At 68.1% G+C, this 15,426-nt stretch carries 13 protein-coding genes and 2 tRNA genes; 4 read left to right on the top strand and 11 right to left on the bottom strand.

Going from position 1 to position 15,426, the window contains the following annotated elements:
- Positions 1–55 precede the first annotated feature (55 nt).
- The 3 genes from D452_RS0116195 to D452_RS0116185 form a co-directional block, all read right to left on the bottom strand.
- Entirely contained in the window at positions 56–1,474 is a 1,419-nt protein-coding gene (locus D452_RS0116195; protein ID WP_017545198.1) for an LVIVD repeat-containing protein, read from the bottom strand.
- A 135-nt stretch (positions 1,475–1,609) separates the two neighbouring features.
- On the bottom strand, positions 1,610–3,019 hold the full coding sequence (locus D452_RS0116190; protein WP_026129374.1) for an LVIVD repeat-containing protein: 1,410 nt from the start codon (positions 3,017–3,019) through the stop codon (positions 1,610–1,612).
- A 184-nt stretch (positions 3,020–3,203) separates the two neighbouring features.
- Entirely contained in the window at positions 3,204–4,562 is a 1,359-nt protein-coding gene (locus tag D452_RS0116185; RefSeq protein ID WP_017545196.1) for an LVIVD repeat-containing protein, read from the bottom strand.
- A gap of 251 nt (positions 4,563–4,813) precedes the next feature.
- Here D452_RS0116185 and D452_RS0116180 point away from each other — a divergent pair, with 251 nt between their 5' ends.
- Positions 4,814–5,524, top strand: coding sequence for a DUF305 domain-containing protein (locus D452_RS0116180; RefSeq protein ID WP_017545195.1), 711 nt, complete (start codon positions 4,814–4,816; stop codon positions 5,522–5,524).
- A gap of 148 nt (positions 5,525–5,672) precedes the next feature.
- On the opposite strand, the gene clpX is transcribed toward D452_RS0116180, so the two are convergent.
- The 5 genes from clpX to D452_RS0116155 form a co-directional block, all read right to left on the bottom strand.
- Positions 5,673–6,956, bottom strand: coding sequence for an ATP-dependent Clp protease ATP-binding subunit ClpX (gene clpX / locus D452_RS0116175; protein ID WP_017545194.1), 1,284 nt, complete (start codon positions 6,954–6,956; stop codon positions 5,673–5,675).
- Positions 6,957–7,250: 294 nt separating this feature from the next.
- The gene (locus D452_RS0116170) at positions 7,251–7,907 is read right to left on the bottom strand and encodes an ATP-dependent Clp protease proteolytic subunit (RefSeq protein ID WP_017545193.1); all 657 of its coding nucleotides are present in this window, start codon (positions 7,905–7,907) and stop codon (positions 7,251–7,253) included.
- A 58-nt stretch (positions 7,908–7,965) separates the two neighbouring features.
- Positions 7,966–8,514, bottom strand: coding sequence for a ClpP family protease (locus D452_RS0116165; protein ID WP_082206236.1), 549 nt, complete (start codon positions 8,512–8,514; stop codon positions 7,966–7,968).
- Between the two features lie 316 nt (positions 8,515–8,830).
- A complete protein-coding gene (tig, locus tag D452_RS0116160) occupies positions 8,831–10,282 on the bottom strand; it encodes a trigger factor (RefSeq protein ID WP_017545191.1) in 1,452 nt (483 codons plus the stop codon).
- A 228-nt stretch (positions 10,283–10,510) separates the two neighbouring features.
- Positions 10,511–10,585, bottom strand: a tRNA-Pro gene (locus tag D452_RS0116155).
- 116 nt (positions 10,586–10,701) lie between these two features.
- Here D452_RS0116155 and D452_RS0116150 point away from each other — a divergent pair.
- Positions 10,702–10,775 (top strand) — tRNA-Gly (locus tag D452_RS0116150).
- Between the two features lie 207 nt (positions 10,776–10,982).
- On the opposite strand, the gene D452_RS0116145 is transcribed toward D452_RS0116150, so the two are convergent.
- On the bottom strand, positions 10,983–11,276 hold the full coding sequence (locus tag D452_RS0116145; RefSeq protein WP_017545190.1) for a hypothetical protein: 294 nt from the start codon (positions 11,274–11,276) through the stop codon (positions 10,983–10,985).
- Positions 11,277–11,491: 215 nt separating this feature from the next.
- Between D452_RS0116145 and D452_RS0116140 the strand changes: the two genes are divergently transcribed.
- Both D452_RS0116140 and D452_RS0116135 read left to right on the top strand, forming a co-directional pair.
- Positions 11,492–11,995, top strand: a complete 504-nt coding sequence (locus tag D452_RS0116140) for an adenylyltransferase/cytidyltransferase family protein (protein ID WP_017545189.1) — start codon at positions 11,492–11,494, stop codon at positions 11,993–11,995.
- A gap of 114 nt (positions 11,996–12,109) precedes the next feature.
- Positions 12,110–13,972 (top strand): ABC transporter ATP-binding protein, encoded by a 1,863-nt coding sequence (locus D452_RS0116135; RefSeq protein ID WP_017545188.1) that lies wholly within the window; start codon positions 12,110–12,112, stop codon positions 13,970–13,972.
- A 46-nt stretch (positions 13,973–14,018) separates the two neighbouring features.
- Here D452_RS0116135 and D452_RS0116130 read toward each other — a convergent pair whose 3' ends face one another.
- On the bottom strand, positions 14,019–14,537 hold the full coding sequence (locus D452_RS0116130; protein ID WP_017545187.1) for a (2Fe-2S) ferredoxin domain-containing protein: 519 nt from the start codon (positions 14,535–14,537) through the stop codon (positions 14,019–14,021).
- 20 nt (positions 14,538–14,557) lie between these two features.
- The gene (locus D452_RS0116125; RefSeq protein ID WP_017545186.1) at positions 14,558–15,424 is read right to left on the bottom strand and encodes a peptidoglycan DD-metalloendopeptidase family protein; all 867 of its coding nucleotides are present in this window, start codon (positions 15,422–15,424) and stop codon (positions 14,558–14,560) included.
- Between the last annotated feature and the right edge of the window lie 2 nt (positions 15,425–15,426).

Here is a 15,426-nt window from a genome sequence, read left to right as displayed (position 1 = left end):
AGCACGCGGGGGTGCCGCGCGTGGCTCGCGCGGCACCCCGGTACGTCGTCGCTGGTTACCGCCCGGGGCGGTAGGCCGGCTGGGTCTGCGGGTTGAACTCCTCGTAGGTCACCCGTTCGGCCGCCCTCAGGCGGGGATCGGTGAGCTTGAGGACGTCCAGACCGCGGCGCATGTCCGAGGAGTACACGTGACCGTTGTAGTAGTACGCGGACCAGGTGCTGCCGTTCTCGATGTCCGGGTCGATCCGGTTGTCGGGGTCGAAGTAGCCGATCTCGCGGGGGTTGCTGAGGTCGTTGAAGTCGATGATCGAGATGCCGCCCTGGTACCAGGACTGCACGAAGTAGTTCTTCCCAGGAACCGGGATGAGCGACCCGTTGTGCGCGACACAGGACTGCTGGTCGCCCTGGTGGCGGTCGATCTTGAAGTAGCTCGCGAACTCCAGGGCGTGGCCGCCGTCAGCGGTCTCGTCCAGGGAGTAGATGGCGTTGGCGCCGCGCTCGGGGCCGATCTCCTCGGTGCAGGTGGCCGCACCGCCACCACCGAGCTCGTCGGTGAACAGGACGGCCTCGGCGTTGTTGGTGAAGGTCGCCGAGTGCCAGAACGCGAAGTTCTCGTCCTGGACCACCTCGGTCACGACCGGGTTGACCGGGTCGGAGATGTCCATGATGATGCCGTCGCCCATGCAGGCGCCGGCGGCGAGGTCCTTGGCCGGGTAGACCGTGATGTCGTGGCAGCCCTCGGTGGGTCGGAGCAGACCGGGCTGGTCGTGGTTGCCGCCGTCAGGGAAGAGCACCGGCTCGTTGACGATCGCGGCCGAACCCGGGTCGTCCACCGGGACCTCGATGATCGCGATCTTGTCATGCGGCGGCTGGCAGTTGGGGAAGGTCGCCGAGGGCGCGTAGGAGGAGACGTAGACCAGTTCGGTCGCGGGGTCCGCCCCGGGCACGAGGGTCAGGGTGTGCGATCCGCAGTCGGTCCGCACGGCCGAGACGTACTGCGGGTTGGCCTTGTCCGAGATGTCGAAGATCCGCACGCCCTCGAACCCGTTCGGGTCGGTGACCGGCACGGCGGGGGCGCCGCACTCGTCGTTGGCCCGGGGGGAGTCGACGGCGAAGTAGAGGAGGTCCCCGCTGACGGAGACGTCGCCCTGGCCGCCGGGGCACACCACCTCGGAGACGATCTTCGGGTCGGCCGGGTCGGCGACGTCGTAGATGACGAAGCCGTCGTAGTTACCGCCGATGACGTGGTCGCCGGTGAACGCCAGGTCGGAGTTGGTGTTGCTGACCGCGTCCGGCTTGGGGACGTTGGCGAGGTGCTCGACGTTGTCACTGGTGACGCTGTCGGAGGGGGGCGTGTCGGCGTACGCCGCCGCCGGGCCGAGGAGCCCGGCGAACAGGGTCGCCGCCGCGGTCAGCGCGACGGCCGTCGCGCCTCGCAGGCCGAGTCCGGCCCGTGACGGGGGAGCTGCGGGCATGGTTTCTCCAGATCGGTTGGGGGACGGGTTGGGGGGCGGGACGCGGCGGGGCCGTGGCCGTCGGGCCACGGCCCCGCGCTCTCCCGTTTGCCCTGACTCCCCAGGAGGAGCCACCGGGAGAGGTCGTGTCGCGCGTCAGCGGCCCGGTCGGTAGCTCGGCTGCGACTGCGGGTTGAACTCGTCGTAGGTGACGCGCGCGGCGGAGCGCAGGCGCGGGTCGTCGAGCCGGATCACGTCGAGGCCCCGGGTGATGTCCGAGGAGTACACGTAGCCGTTGTAGTAGTAGGCCGACCAGGAACCGCCCAGGACGAGCTTGTCCTCGTCGATCGGGTCCCGGTCGAAGTAGCCGATCTCGCGCGGGTTGGCCGGGTCGTTGAAGTCGATCACCGACACCCCGCCCTGGTACCACGACTGCACGAAGAAGTCCTGGCCCGGGACCGGAATCAGGGAACCGTTGTGCGCCACGCAGTTCTCGGTGGCGCTCTGTACGCGCGGGATCTTGTAGTAGCTCTCGAAGTCCAGTTCGGGCGTTCCGTCCGTGCCGCCGACGGTGTAGATGGCGTTGGCTCCGCGCTCGACTCCGTAGTCCTCGGTGCAGATGGCGCCGCCACCGCCGCCCAGCTCGTCGGTGAAGATCACGGTGCCCGCGTCGTTGGTGAACGTGGCGGAGTGCCAGAACGCGAAGTTGTCGTCCCGGACGACGTCGGTGACCACGGGGTGGGCGGGGTCGGAGATGTCCATCAGGATGCCGTCGCCCATGCACGCCCCGGCGGCGATGTCGAGCTCCGGGTAGGCGGTGATGTCGTGGCAGCCGCTGGTGTTGTGGTTGCCGCCGTCCGGGAACAGGACGGGTTCGTTGACCAGCGCGGCCTCGGAGGGGTCGTCCACGGGGATCTCGATGACCGAGATCTTGTCGTGCGGCGGCTGGCAGTTGGGGAAGTTCGCCGAAGGCGAGTACGAGGACACGTACACGTAATCGTGCTCACCGTCCTTGCCGGGCACCAGGGTGTTGGTGTGGGATCCGCAGTCGGTGGCCACGGCGGCGACGTAGGCCGGGTTCGCCTTGTCGGAGATGTCGAAGACGCGGATGCCCTCGAACCCGTTCGGGTCGGTGGTGGGGACGGCGGGGGCGCCGCACTCGTCGTTGGCCCGGGGGTAGTCCACGGAGAAGTACAGGAGGTCGCCGCTGACCGAGACGTCGCCCTGGCCGCCGGGGCACACCACCTCGGAGACGACCGTCGGGGACTCCGGTTCGGAGATGTCGTAGACGACGAAACCGTTGTAGTTGCCGCCGATCGCGTAATCGCCGGTGAACGCCAGGTCGGTGTTGTAGTCACCCATGGCTTCGGACTTCGGGACGTTGGTCACGTGAGTGACGTTCGCGCTGGTCTCGGCGTCGCTCTCGAAGGGGGTCCGGTCCGCCGAGGCGGCGGCGGGGCCGAGAAGGCCCAAGGTCAGGGCGGTGGCACCGACGAGAGCGAGGCCGGTGGAGCCGCGTCGGTACCGCAAGCGTCTCGAAGGGGAGGGGCCGGGGGACGACGCCATGCGTACTCCTGATTCCTAATGGAGCGAAACAGGAAGAACGTACACAGCTCAACATCAATATGTATAGAGGGAAACAAAAGAAACATGGTTGTTTACACGGTGTCGAGCTGACCCGATCCCCCTACGCACCGTGTCCAGACGGGCCCGGTTCCGGGTGCGGCGACCACCGCCGCACCCGGTCCGGCTAGCCGTTCGGGAGTTCCGGCTGCGACTGCGGGTTGAACTCGTCCAGCACCGCCGACTCCGCCCCGTCGAACCGGGGGTCAGTGAGCGCCAGGACGTCCAGCCCGCGTTCCATGTCGGACGAGTAGACGTGCCCGTTGTAGTAGTACGCGGACCAGGATCCGGCCGTGCGCAGCTGGTCCGGGTCGAACGGGCCGCGGTCGAAGAAGCCCACCTCGACGGGCCGGTCGGGGTCGGTCAGGTCGATGACCGAGACCCCGCCCTGGTACCAGGACTGGACGAAGTAGTCCTGGCCCGGGACCGGGATCAGGGAACCGTTGTGCGCCACGCAGTTCTCGGTATCGGTCTGGTGTCGGGGCAATTTGTAGTAGCTCCGAAATTCCAGTTCGGGGCTTTCTCCCGACGTGTCCAGCGAGTAGACGGCGTTGGCACCGCGCTCGGGGCCGATCCTCTCGTTGCAGGTCGCCGAGGAACCCGAGCCGAGTTCGTCGGTGAAGACCACGTTCCTCGCGTCGTTGGTGAAGGTCGCCGAGTGCCAGAACGCGAAGTTCTCGTCCTGGACGCGCTCCACGACCTCCGGGTGGATCGGGTCCGTGATGTCCAGCAGCAGGCCGTCCCCGAGGCACGCCGCGGCCGCCAGGCCTCGGGCCGGATAGGCGGTGATGTCGTGGCAGCCGGTGGTGGTGCTGTGGCCGCCGTCCGGGAACAGCACCGGTTCGTTGACGACGGCCGCCTCCTCGGGGGCCTCGTGCGGCACCTCGATGACGGAGATCTTGTCGTGCGGCGGCTGGCAGTTGGGGAAAACCTCCGCGGGCGAGTAGGAGGACACGTAGACCACGTCGCTTCGCCCGTCCGCGCCCGGCACCAGGGTGTTGGTGTGGGAACCGCAGTCGGTGGCCACGGACGCAACGTACCGCGGGTTCGCCTTGTCCGAGATGTCGAAGATCCGCAGCCCCTCGAAGGCGTCGGCCTCCGTGGCCGGGGCGGACGGTGCCCCGCACTCGTCGTTCGCCCGCGGGTAGTCCACGGAGAAGTACAGGAGGTCCCCGCTGACCGAGACGTCGCCCTGGCCGCCGGGGCACAGCACCTCGGAGACGATCGTCGGGGACTCCGGTTCGGAGATGTCGTAGACGACGAAACCGTGGTAGTTGCCCCCGATCACGTAGTCACCGGAGAACGCCAGATCGGAGTTGGGCGACCTGGCCAGCGTCTCCGGCTTGGGCACGTTGGCCAGGTGCACCACGCCCCCGCCGGTGGTCACACCGTCGTCGGCGCTGGCGCCCGGGACCGCGAGCCCGGCCGCCGCGACCAGCGAGGCGACCGCGACCGTTCCTCTGCGCCGTCCCGTTACCGAAGCCATGCACCCACCCCCGAAAACCACCCAAAGACGTCACTTGACTACAATGGGTTGTACCCTCATTGTCATACACAAGCCAGACGAAACGCCGAGAACGGACACCGCAGGGAGTTCACGAACGGACACGACCGCCCCGACACACCCGCGGCACTGGACAAAACACCCTTCGAGTGAGTAAAAAACCCGCAGGACGTCGGGTCAGCCGACACCGGCGGGCACCCGGCCCGCCGACCCCCACCCCTGGAGGAGACCTCGTGCGTCGCCTGGCACTCGCAGCCGGAACCGCCCTCGTGCTGCTCGGAGTCTCGGCCTGTACCGGTGACGAGGAACAGCAGTCCGCCAACGTCATCGCCCCCGGCGCCCCCGGGGAGGACTCGACCCCGGCCACCGCGGACCAGATCGCCGCCCTCGCCGAGGAGCAGGGCCACAACGAGGCCGACGTCACCTACCTGGTGAAAATGATCGAGCACCACCGCCAGGCGCTGGAGATGACCGACCTGGTCGAGGACCGCTACCAGCGCGACGGCATCGAGCGCATCGCCGACCGCATCGCGGCCGCCCAGGGCCCCGAGATCTCCGCCATGGAGAGCTGGCTGGAGGTCAACGTCTTCGGCCCCGCCCGTGAGAACCCGGCCCACCAGAACTTCTGCGGTCTGGAGGGCGACGGCAGCCACCACTCCACCGAGGACGCCGTGGTCGCCTGCGACCTCCAGGTGGACCACGACGACATGGAGGGCATGGTCTCCGACGAGGACATGGGCCGCCTCGCCGACGCCGAGGGTGACGACTTCGACCAGCTCTTCGTGGAGCTCATGACCGCCCACCACGCGGGCGCGGTCACGATGGCGGAGGAGGCGATGGCCGAGGGCAAGGACCAGGAGGTCCTGCGGATGGCCAACGACCTCATCGCCGAGCAGAACACCGAGATCGCCCGTATGGAGGGGGTTCTCGAGGGCGGGGAGTGACCGGGCCGAACCCGGGCAGCGCCCGGCTCCCGCCCAGGTACGAGAAGCCCAGGCACGGGAAAGGGCGCCCTCCCGTGGGGAAGGGCGCCCCTGAGCCCTCGGCGCTCCGCCGCTCGGCGTCAGCCGCTCGCGGCGGCCGGTCCGGCGGTCAGGCCGACTTCTCCTGACGACCGCCCTCGTCCGCCTCCAGCTGGGCGCGCGGCACGATCGTCGGGTTCACGTGCTGCTCCACCGACTCACGGGTGATGATCACCTGGCCGACGTCCTCCCGGCTGGGCACCTCGTACATCACCGAGAGCAGGACCTCCTCGATGATGGCGCGCAGACCACGGGCTCCGGTCCCCCGGATGATGCCCTGCTCGGCGATGGCCTCCAGGGCGTCCTGGGTGAACTCCAGCTCGACGTTGTCCAGCTCGAACAGCCGCTGGTACTGCTTGACCAGGGCGTTGCGGGGCTCGGTGAGGATCTGGATCAGCGCGGCCTTGTCCAGGTTGTGCACGCTGGTGATCACCGGCAGACGACCGATGAACTCCGGGATCATCCCGAACTTCAGCAGGTCCTCCGGCATGACCTCGCCGAACAACGCGGTCCCGGCCATCTCGCTCTTGGGCCGCAGCGTGGCGTTGAAGCCCATGCCCTGCTGCCCGGTGCGGGACTCGATGATCTTCTCCAGACCCGCGAAGGCGCCACCGCAGATGAACAGCACGTTGGTGGTGTCGATCTGGATGAACTCCTGGTGCGGGTGCTTGCGGCCGCCCTGCGGGGGCACGCTCGCGGTGGTCCCCTCCAGGATCTTCAGCAGCGCCTGCTGGACACCCTCGCCGGAGACGTCACGCGTGATCGACGGGTTCTCGCTCTTTCGGGCGACCTTGTCGACCTCGTCGATGTAGATGATGCCGGTCTCGGCCTTCTTGACGTCGTAGTCAGCGGCCTGGATCAGCTTCAGGAGGATGTTCTCGACGTCCTCGCCCACGTAGCCCGCCTCGGTGAGGGCGGTGGCGTCCGCGATGGCGAAGGGGACGTTGAGGATCTTCGCCAGGGTCTGTGCCAGCAGGGTCTTGCCCGAACCGGTCGGCCCCAGCAGGAGAATGTTCGACTTGGCGATCTCGACGTCCTCGTCACCGGGACGGTCGGTCTCCGAGCGCACTCTCTTGTAGTGGTTGTACACCGCCACCGAGAGGGCCTTCTTCGCCTGCTCCTGACCGATCACGTACGAGTCCAGGAAGTCGAAGATCTCCCGGGGCTTGGGAAGGGAGTCCCACGTGAGCTCGGTGGCGTCGGCGAGTTCCTCTTCGATGATCTCGTTGCACAGATCGATGCACTCATCGCAGATGTACACGCCGGGGCCAGCGATGAGCTTCTTCACCTGCTTCTGGCTCTTACCGCAGAATGAGCACTTCAGCAGGTCCCCGCCGTCGCCGATGCGTGCCACCCAGCCACTCCTCAAAACTAAGGCCGCCCCGTTCCGGGCGTACGCGGCGCCGAACGGACGGAAGGACTCGACTCCCGTGTGTCCGTTCGCGACAGCCAGCCACGAACGGGGCGATCTGTGTGTCGCTCTCCGCCAGACTAAGCGAAAAACCGGACCGGCTTCACCACCGGGCTGTCCCAGGCGGGTCAGAAACCGGACCGGTGAGTACTTCGTGGCGCCGGATTCCCCCGCCGGGGCGCTCCTCGCGTTCGCGAGACGCCCCGGCCGGGGAGGACACGGCAGCCGTTTTCCCCGTTACTTCAGGGAGGCCTTGCGGTAGGGCAGGACGAAGTCGATGAGACCGTACTCCACTGCCTCCTCGGCGGTGAGGATCTTGTCCCGCTCGATGTCCTTCGAGACCTGCTCGTGGGAGCGACCCGTGTGCTTGGCCAGAGTGGTCTCCAGCTGCGTACGGATACGGGTGATCTCGTTGGCCTGGATCTCGATGTCGCTGGCCTGACCGTGCATACCCTCGGTCGCAGGCTGGTGGATCATCATCCGGGCGTTGGGCAGGGCACCACGCTTGCCCTTGGTGCCGCCCGCCAGCAGGATCGCGGCGGCCGACGCGGCCTGTCCGATGCACACCGTCTGGATGTCGGGGCGCACGAACTGCATGGTGTCGTAGATCGCCATGAGGGAGGTGAAGGAACCGCCCGGCGAGTTGATGTACATCTGGATGTCCCGCTCGGAGTCGAGCTGCTCAAGGGTGATGAGCTGGGCCATCAGATCGTTGGCCGAAGTGTCGTCGATCTGGACGCCGACGAAGATGATCCGCTCTTCGAAGAGCTTGTTGTACGGATTCATCTCCTTGACGCCGTACGACGTACGCTCCACGTAGGACGGCAGGACGTAGCGGCTCTGAGGAGCCATCGAGGCCGCGCCGCCGATGAGACTGGGGTTGAACTCGGTCATTTCACGCCTTCCACGCACTGCGCCGATTCATGGACTGGGCCAGGTCAGCTCAGGACTGTCAGCTGGTCACGTCGAGCGTGCCCTCGAGCACCTCGTCGATGAAGCCGTACTCCTTGGCCTCCTGAGCCGTGAACCAGCGGTCCCGGTCGGCGTCCTTCTCGATCTGTTCGACCGACTGCCCGGTGTGCTCGGAGATCTTCTGGATGAACATCTTCTTCACGTAGAGCAGCTGGTCAGCCAGGATCCGGATGTCGGAGGCGGTGCCCCCGATGCCACCGGACGGCTGGTGCATCATGACGCGGGTGTGCGGCAGCGCGTAACGCTTGCCGGGCGCACCGGCGCACAGGAGCATCTGGCCCATCGACGCGGCCATACCGATACCCACGGTGCGCACGTCGTTGGGGATGTACTGCATGACGTCGTAGATCGCCATACCCGCCGTCACGGATCCACCCGGCGAGTTGATGTACATCGTGATGTCCCGCTGGCGGTCCTCTGCGGACAGCAGCAGGAGCTCACCGACGAGGCGGTTGGCGATGTCATCGTCGACCTGCTGGCCGAGGAACACGATTCGCTGGCGCAACAGGCGCTGAGGCGTCTGCTCAATAAAAGGGGAAAGCTGCTGATCCGACGTACGAGCGTCGAATCGCTGGGACTCATCAAAGGTCGGCGGCACTCTCGTCACCTGCTCCGGAATCGAAACGGTTGCGATACAGCGACACTAACGCCGACAGACGCCAGGCTCGTCCGGATACCGTCCCTGTTCGCTTTGAGCGCAGGGTGCGGCCGGTCGGGAACACACCCTTTCTCCTGACAGCGAACAACGCGCCAGGAACGGAAGGGAAAGGGCCCCAGCCGTCCCGTTACGGGTCGGCCAGGGCCCCTGAGAGCCATGGTGCCTCGCGGCGCCGTGAAGCCTCGGACTACTTGGAGTCGGCCTTGTCGGCGTCCTCGTCGGCTTCGGCGGCCTCAGCGGTCTCCTCGGCCTTGTCAGCCTCGGTGACCTCGGCGGAGGCAGCGGCGGCGGCCTTGACGGCCTCGGCCAGAGCCTGGTCGTCGGTGGCCTCGACGATCTCCTGCTCGACGACGTTGCCGTCCTCGTCGGTCACCTTGGCACCGGCCAGGACGACGTCCATGGCCTTGCCGCGGACGACCTCGGTGAAGGCGACGCGGATCTGGTTCGACTCGACCAGGTGCTGGGCCAGCTGGTCCGGGCTCACGCCCATGCGCTGGGCCTGCTCGAACACGTACTGGCTGAGCTCACCCTGGTCGGCGCTGAGGTCCTCCTGGAGGGCCAGCTGGTCGAGGATGAAGCCGGCCTTGACCGCCGAGTTGGCGCCGGTCTTCAGCTCCTCCTCGAACTCCTCCTCGGTCTTCTCCTGCGACTCGAGGTAGGCCTCCTTGGTCAGACCGCTCTGGGCGAGCTGCTGCTCAAGGCTCTGGCGACGACGGTTGATCTCCTCGTCGACCACCGCGTCGGGCAGCGGGATCTCGACGGACTCGATCAGCTTCTCGAGCGCCTTGTCACGGGCGGCGGAGAGCTGCTGCATGCGACGGACGTCGGCCATGCGCTTGCGCACGTCGTCACGCAGCTCGTCGATGGTGTCGAACTCGGAGGCCAGCTGGGCGAACTCGTCGTCCAGTTCCGGCAGCTCCTTCACCTTCACCGAGTGCACGGTGACGGTGACGTCCGCCTCCTTGCCCTCGTGCTCACCACCGACGAGGGTGGTCTTGAAGGTGGCCTCGCCACCGGACTCCATGCCGCGCAGGGTCTCGTCGAGGCCCTCCAGCATGGTGTTGGTGCCGACCTCGTAGGAGTAGCCGCTCACGGCGACGTCCTCGAGCTTCTCACCGTCGATGGCGGCGACCAGGTCGATGGAGAGGTGGTCACCGTCCTCGACGGGACGGTCGGCGCCAACCAGGGTGGAGAAGCGCTCGCGCAGGGTGCCGATCTGCTCGTCGACCTGCTCGTCGGTGACGGTCGCGCTGTCGACGGTCACCTCGATGCCCTTGTAGTCCTTCACCTCGAACTTGGGTCGGATGTCGACCTCGGCGGTGAAGGCGAGCTCGTCGTTGTCCTCCAGCTTGGTGACCTCCACGTCGGGCTGGCCGAGCGCGAAGATCTCCTCCTTCTGGATGGCTTCGTTGTAGAGCTCCGGAACGGCGTGGTTGACCGCTTCGCTGATCACCGCGCCACGGCCGACGTAGCGGTCGATCAGCCGCGCCGGTGCCTTGCCCGGGCGGAAGCCCTTGATCCGAACCTGCTTGGCGAGCGACTTGTAGGTCACGTCGAAAGCGTGCTCGAGCTCCTCGAAGGGCACCTCGATGGTCAGCTTGACCCGGGTCGGGCTGAGCTCCTCGACATCGGTCTTCACGGGGCGGTACTCCTAGGTTTGCCGGCTGGTGTCCGCGTCGGCCCGCAGGCGCACCACACGAACGGCGTATGCACGCGCGCACCCCCGGTCGGTGATGACCACGTTCCTTCGGGGTGCCCTGCGACGGGCTGGGACTTACAGTTTCCTGCTGATCGCACCAAGTCTAGGGCAGACAGACAGGGGGCCACGGCGCACGGCCCGAAGGCCGAACCGCCGCGGACGGTTTCGTCGGGGTGGCGGGATTCGAACCCGCGGCCTCATGCTCCCAAAGCATGCGCGCTAACCAAGCTGCGCTACACCCCGTCACCCGGCGCGGACACACGACCCGAAAACGGGTGTGCGACCAACGCCCCAGAGACTGTACTCTTGTCTCCATCGGCTCCACGAGTCTAGAGGAAACTCAGGGGCTCCGATGCCACGCGGGCGTAGTTCAATGGTAGAACCCCAGCCTTCCAAGCTGGTCATGCGAGTTCGATTCTCGTCGCCCGCTCCACTCGAAGCGAGCTGTGTGCCTGTCGGCACCAGCTCGTTTCGCCGTTCCACCCGGGGGACGCCCCCCGAAACCCCCGCACCACTCGAAGCGAGCCGTGTGCCCATCCGCACCAGCTCGTTTCGCCGTTCCACCCGGGGGACGCCCCCCGAGACCCCCGCACCACCGAACCCGGAAGAGTCGGCGGCCCAGGGGTTCCGGACCGCTCCCCTAGCCTCCGGGAACGATCCGCTCGGCCACGGTGACGCGGAAGTGGAACTCGGTCGTGGCACCGTCCACGTTCACGACGTACTCGTCGGGAGAGACCCGGTAGGCTTGACGGTCCCGCTCCGACCACGGGTGGCCAGGAACATGCGCCGCTGTCAGGCGAAGGGCCTCCGCCCTGGCTTCCTCCCGGTCGTCGAAGCTGGCGTTGCGCTGGCCACCGAGCACCGACGGAACCAGCCCCCAGCGTTGGCGTTCACCGCTCCCCCGAATCTCCTCGATCAGCACCGTCCACGACATGGACACCTCTTCCTCTCGTCCTCGATTCCCGTGATGGGACTCACCCCCGACGGCCACGGTTCCCGGTGACGTGGCCCACACCCACAGAACACTGTTCGGTTTCACCTCGCCACGAAGCGGAATACCGGCCTCAAGCGGGTACGTTGACCTTTCGGGCGGACCCGTCGGCACGACCTGGAACGGGCGCCACTCGGGTTCGGTGGAACGGGGGCCAGATGACGGACACGGACGGCACAGGCGAGCAGGCGACGCCGCTGCGCCTGCTGTGGTTCCAGCGACCGGAACCGCTGGAGCGACCGGTCGTGGTGACCGGGGTCTTCGACGTCCTGCACGTCGGGCACGTGCGCTTCCTCCAGTCCATCGCCGCCCGCGGCCTCCCCCTCGTCGTGGGGATCGAGTCCGACGAGCGCGTCCGGGCCTGGAAGGGTCCTGGACGCCCGGTCAACCCCGACGCGGAACGGTCCGAGACCATCGCCGCCCTGGGCTGTGTGGCCGGGTCCTTCGTGATCGAGGGCCCGCCCTCGGTCGCCGACTGGGCGGCCTACGCGGAACTGCTCCGGCCCCTCTCCCCCGCCGCGCTGGCCTTCACCGCCGGGGACCGCTACACGCAGGCCAAGATCCGGGGCGCCGACGCCCTGGGCGCCCAGACCTGGGAACTGCCGTTCACGCCCGGCCGCTCCACCACCGCGGCACTCGGCCGACTCGCCTCGTCCCTCTGAGGCCCCTGTTCCCACCGACGTCCCCGGCGATCCCACACCGGACCAGGGAAGCAGCGCCCTCCCTCCGGTGTTGAGGCTTGGATGGCGACGTGGTGAACGGAATCGAGGCTGCGGATGATGTCAGGGAGGCCCTCCTACAGGGCACTGGTCAACGACGGAAGCGCGCGGGGGCAGGAACTGCCCCCGGGGCTCACCAGACGTGTGCTGTCCTACGCGACACCGCACTGGCGGCAGATCCTGTTCTTCCTCGCGGTGACCGCGGTGGGCGCGGCCGTGGTCGTGGCCAACCCGCTGCTCCTACGAGCCATCATCGACCAGGGCATCATCCCGGGGAACACCTCGGTGGTGGTCTGGCTGGCCGTCGCGGCGGCCGTTCTGGCGCTCGTGGAGGGCGTCATCACCCTGACCGGACGGTGGTTGTCCTCCAGGATCGGTGAGGGCGTCATCTACCTGCTGCGCACCCAGGTGTTCTCCCACGTGCAGCGGATGCCGATCGCCTTCTTCACCCGCACTCAGACCGGGTCGCTGATCAGTCGGCTGAACACGGACGTGGTCGGCGCGCAGCGCGCCATCACCTCGGTCCTCCAGTCGGTGGTCTCCAACCTGATCAGCGTGGTGGCGGTACTCATCACCATGCTGGCCCTTTCGTGGCAGGTGACGCTGCTGGCGCTGGTCCTGGTACCGCTATTCATCGTCCCGGCGAAGCTGCTGGGGCGCAGGCTCGCGAACATCTCCCGCGACGCGATGGACAACAACGCCGCGATGAGCTCGCTGATGACCGAGCGGTTCAATGTGGGCGGGGCCATGCTGGTCAAGCTCTACGGCAGGCCCGACGAGGAGTCCCGCACCTTCTCCGACCGAGCCGCCCGCGTGCGTGACCTCGGGGTGCGCCAGTCGGTGATCGGCGGTCTGCTGTTCACCATGCTGGCCACCATCACGGCGCTGGCCATGGCGATGGTCTACGGCGTGGGCGGTGTGCTCGCGGTGGACGGTGCCTTCGAGGTGGGCACCCTGGTGGCGCTGACCACCCTGCTGGCCAGGCTCTACGGGCCGATCACCACGCTGTCCAACGTGCACGTGGAGATCATGACGGCCCTGGTCTCCTTCGACCGCGTCTTCGAGGTGCTGGACCTGGAGCCGCAGATCAAGGAGAGCCCGGACGCGAGGCCGCTGCCCGCCGGGCCGTTGAGCGTGGAGTTCGACCGGGTGTCCTTCCGCTACCCGGGCGCCTCCGAGACGTCGGTGGCGTCCCTGGAGCTGACCCCGCAGGCCGAGGCCGCCGACGACACCCAGGTGCTGAGCGAGGTGTCCTTCCGCGCCGAGCCGGGTCAGATGGTGGCCCTGGTGGGGCCGTCCGGGGCGGGCAAGTCCACCCTCACCCACCTGGTCTCACGGCTGTACGACCCGAGGGAGGGAGCGGTGCGGATCGGGGGCCTGGACCTCCGTGGGACCACCAGTGACTCCCTCCGGGAGGCGGTGGGCGTGGTGACGCAGGACGCGCAGCTCTTCCACGACACCGTGGGCGCCAACCTGCGTTACGCGCGGCCGGAGGCGACCGACGCGGAGCTGGAGGAGGCGCTGCGGATGGCGCGGCTCGGGGCTCTCCTGGACCAGCTGCCCAACGGCCTGGACACGATGGTCGGTGACCGCGGCTACCGCCTCTCGGGCGGGGAGAAGCAGCGCCTGGCGATCGCGCGGCTGCTGTTGAAGGCGCCGTCCGTGGTGGTCCTGGACGAGGCCACCGCGCACCTGGACTCCGAGTCCGAGGCGGCGGTGCAGGAGGCGCTGTCGGTGGCGCTGGAGGGCCGGACCTCACTCGTGATCGCGCACCGGCTGGCCACGGTCCGCGAGGCGGACCAGATCCTGGTGCTGGAGGACGGGCGCGTCCTGGAACGCGGCACGCACGAGGAGCTGTTGGAGGCGGGCGGGCTGTACACGGCCCTGTACCGCACCCAGTTCGCGTCCCAGTCGGGGTAGCGGGTTCGGGGGCGGCTCCGTCGGAGTGCTCGGCGGGGTCGCCCCCTCACGCCCTCCCAGCCTTCTCCTTCTTTTTCTTTTCGGCCTTCTTGGCCCGCTTCTTGTCCTTCTTGCTCTTCTTGTCCTTCTTGCCGGGCTCGGTGCCCCCGAGCTGCTCCGACTTCTTCTTCGACTTCTTGGGCTTCTTCGGCTTCTTGGCGTCCTTGGAGGTCACGTGCTCCTCCAACAGGACGGGGAGCGGGGCGATACCCGGACCGCCGTCGAAGATCCAGTCGTCGAGCGCTTCCAGGAGACGGTCCTCGGTCATCCGGCCCAGCCAGACGGGGTTCCCTCCGGCAGCACGGCCCTGACGGGAGGGCTGGACCACGACGACGTTGGCCTGGAAGCAGATGCCCAGGCACTTGCTGGTGCGGACCGGGACGCGGCGGGCGGCGTGGTCGTCGATGGCGCTGAGACGGGCGAGCTGCGCCTTGTGGTCGACCCCGGGCACCTTCTTGCGTGTGCCGCAGCAGCAGCCCCGACAGACCGTGAGCTTGCAGGGCGTACCGTCGATCGCGCTCACCACACCCCCTCATGAGGCTTGCCTTACCTCAGTTCAGGATATTCCTCCGGGACACCGCCCTGACCAGCACTGACGTGGTCGGTTCCGACCACCTCCACCGGCCGCCAGGTTTCGGGAAGCCCCTCGTTCTCCGGGTCACCGGCCTTCCAGCCCCTCCCCCAGACCATGGGCAGGCCCGCGGCGAACAGCGGGTGGGCCAGGTCCATGAGCTGCACCCGGACCTGGGGTTCGGTGCAGGCGCCGGAACTCCCGCACGCGGCGACGCGTTGGCCGAGCACCACGGTGTCTCCCGGGGCCACCGTGACGGAACCCCTGCGCAGGTGTCCGAGGAGCACGTGGGCGCCGCCGACGTCGATGACCACGTGGTTGCCGATCAGCCCCGAGGGTCCGCGCAGTTCGCGGAGGGTGTTCTCCACGACGGTGCCGAACAGCCACGGCCAGGAGTTGCGGCTGCGGTGGTCGCGCTGGCGGTCGTTCACCCGGACCACGGTTCCCGCAGCGGGTGCGTACACGGGGGCTCCGTAGGCCGGGAAGTCCTCCGGCGGGCGGCTGAGCGGCCGCCAGCCGATGTCCGGGCGGGTACCGTCCTCGGCGACCAGACCCAGCGCGTACGTCTGCCCGTAGGCGTGCGTGCCCTGGCTGGGGACGTGGTCCTCGGGGCTCGTCAGCGGCATCCAGCGGCCCCGCACCGGCGGGGCCAGTACGCGCGGCGCGCACCTCGGAGTGCCCAGTCGCAGGTGCACCGCGAGCGCCACCCCCAGCAGCGTCCCGCCGACCCACCAGGACAGACCGAGGTAGCCGGCCAGGAGCGCGGCCATCGCCACCCACATGAGGGGCATGCGCAGCCGGGCGAGGAGGACGGGCACGGGACGAGGAACGGATGAGGCCATGC

The sequence above is a fragment of the Nocardiopsis prasina DSM 43845 genome (assembly GCF_000341265.1).
In the GTDB taxonomy this organism is placed as follows: Bacteria; Actinomycetota; Actinomycetes; order Streptosporangiales; family Streptosporangiaceae; genus Nocardiopsis; species Nocardiopsis prasina.
The sequence above is the reverse complement of the archived record's forward strand: the minus strand, read 5'-3'. Positions and strand labels throughout refer to the sequence as shown.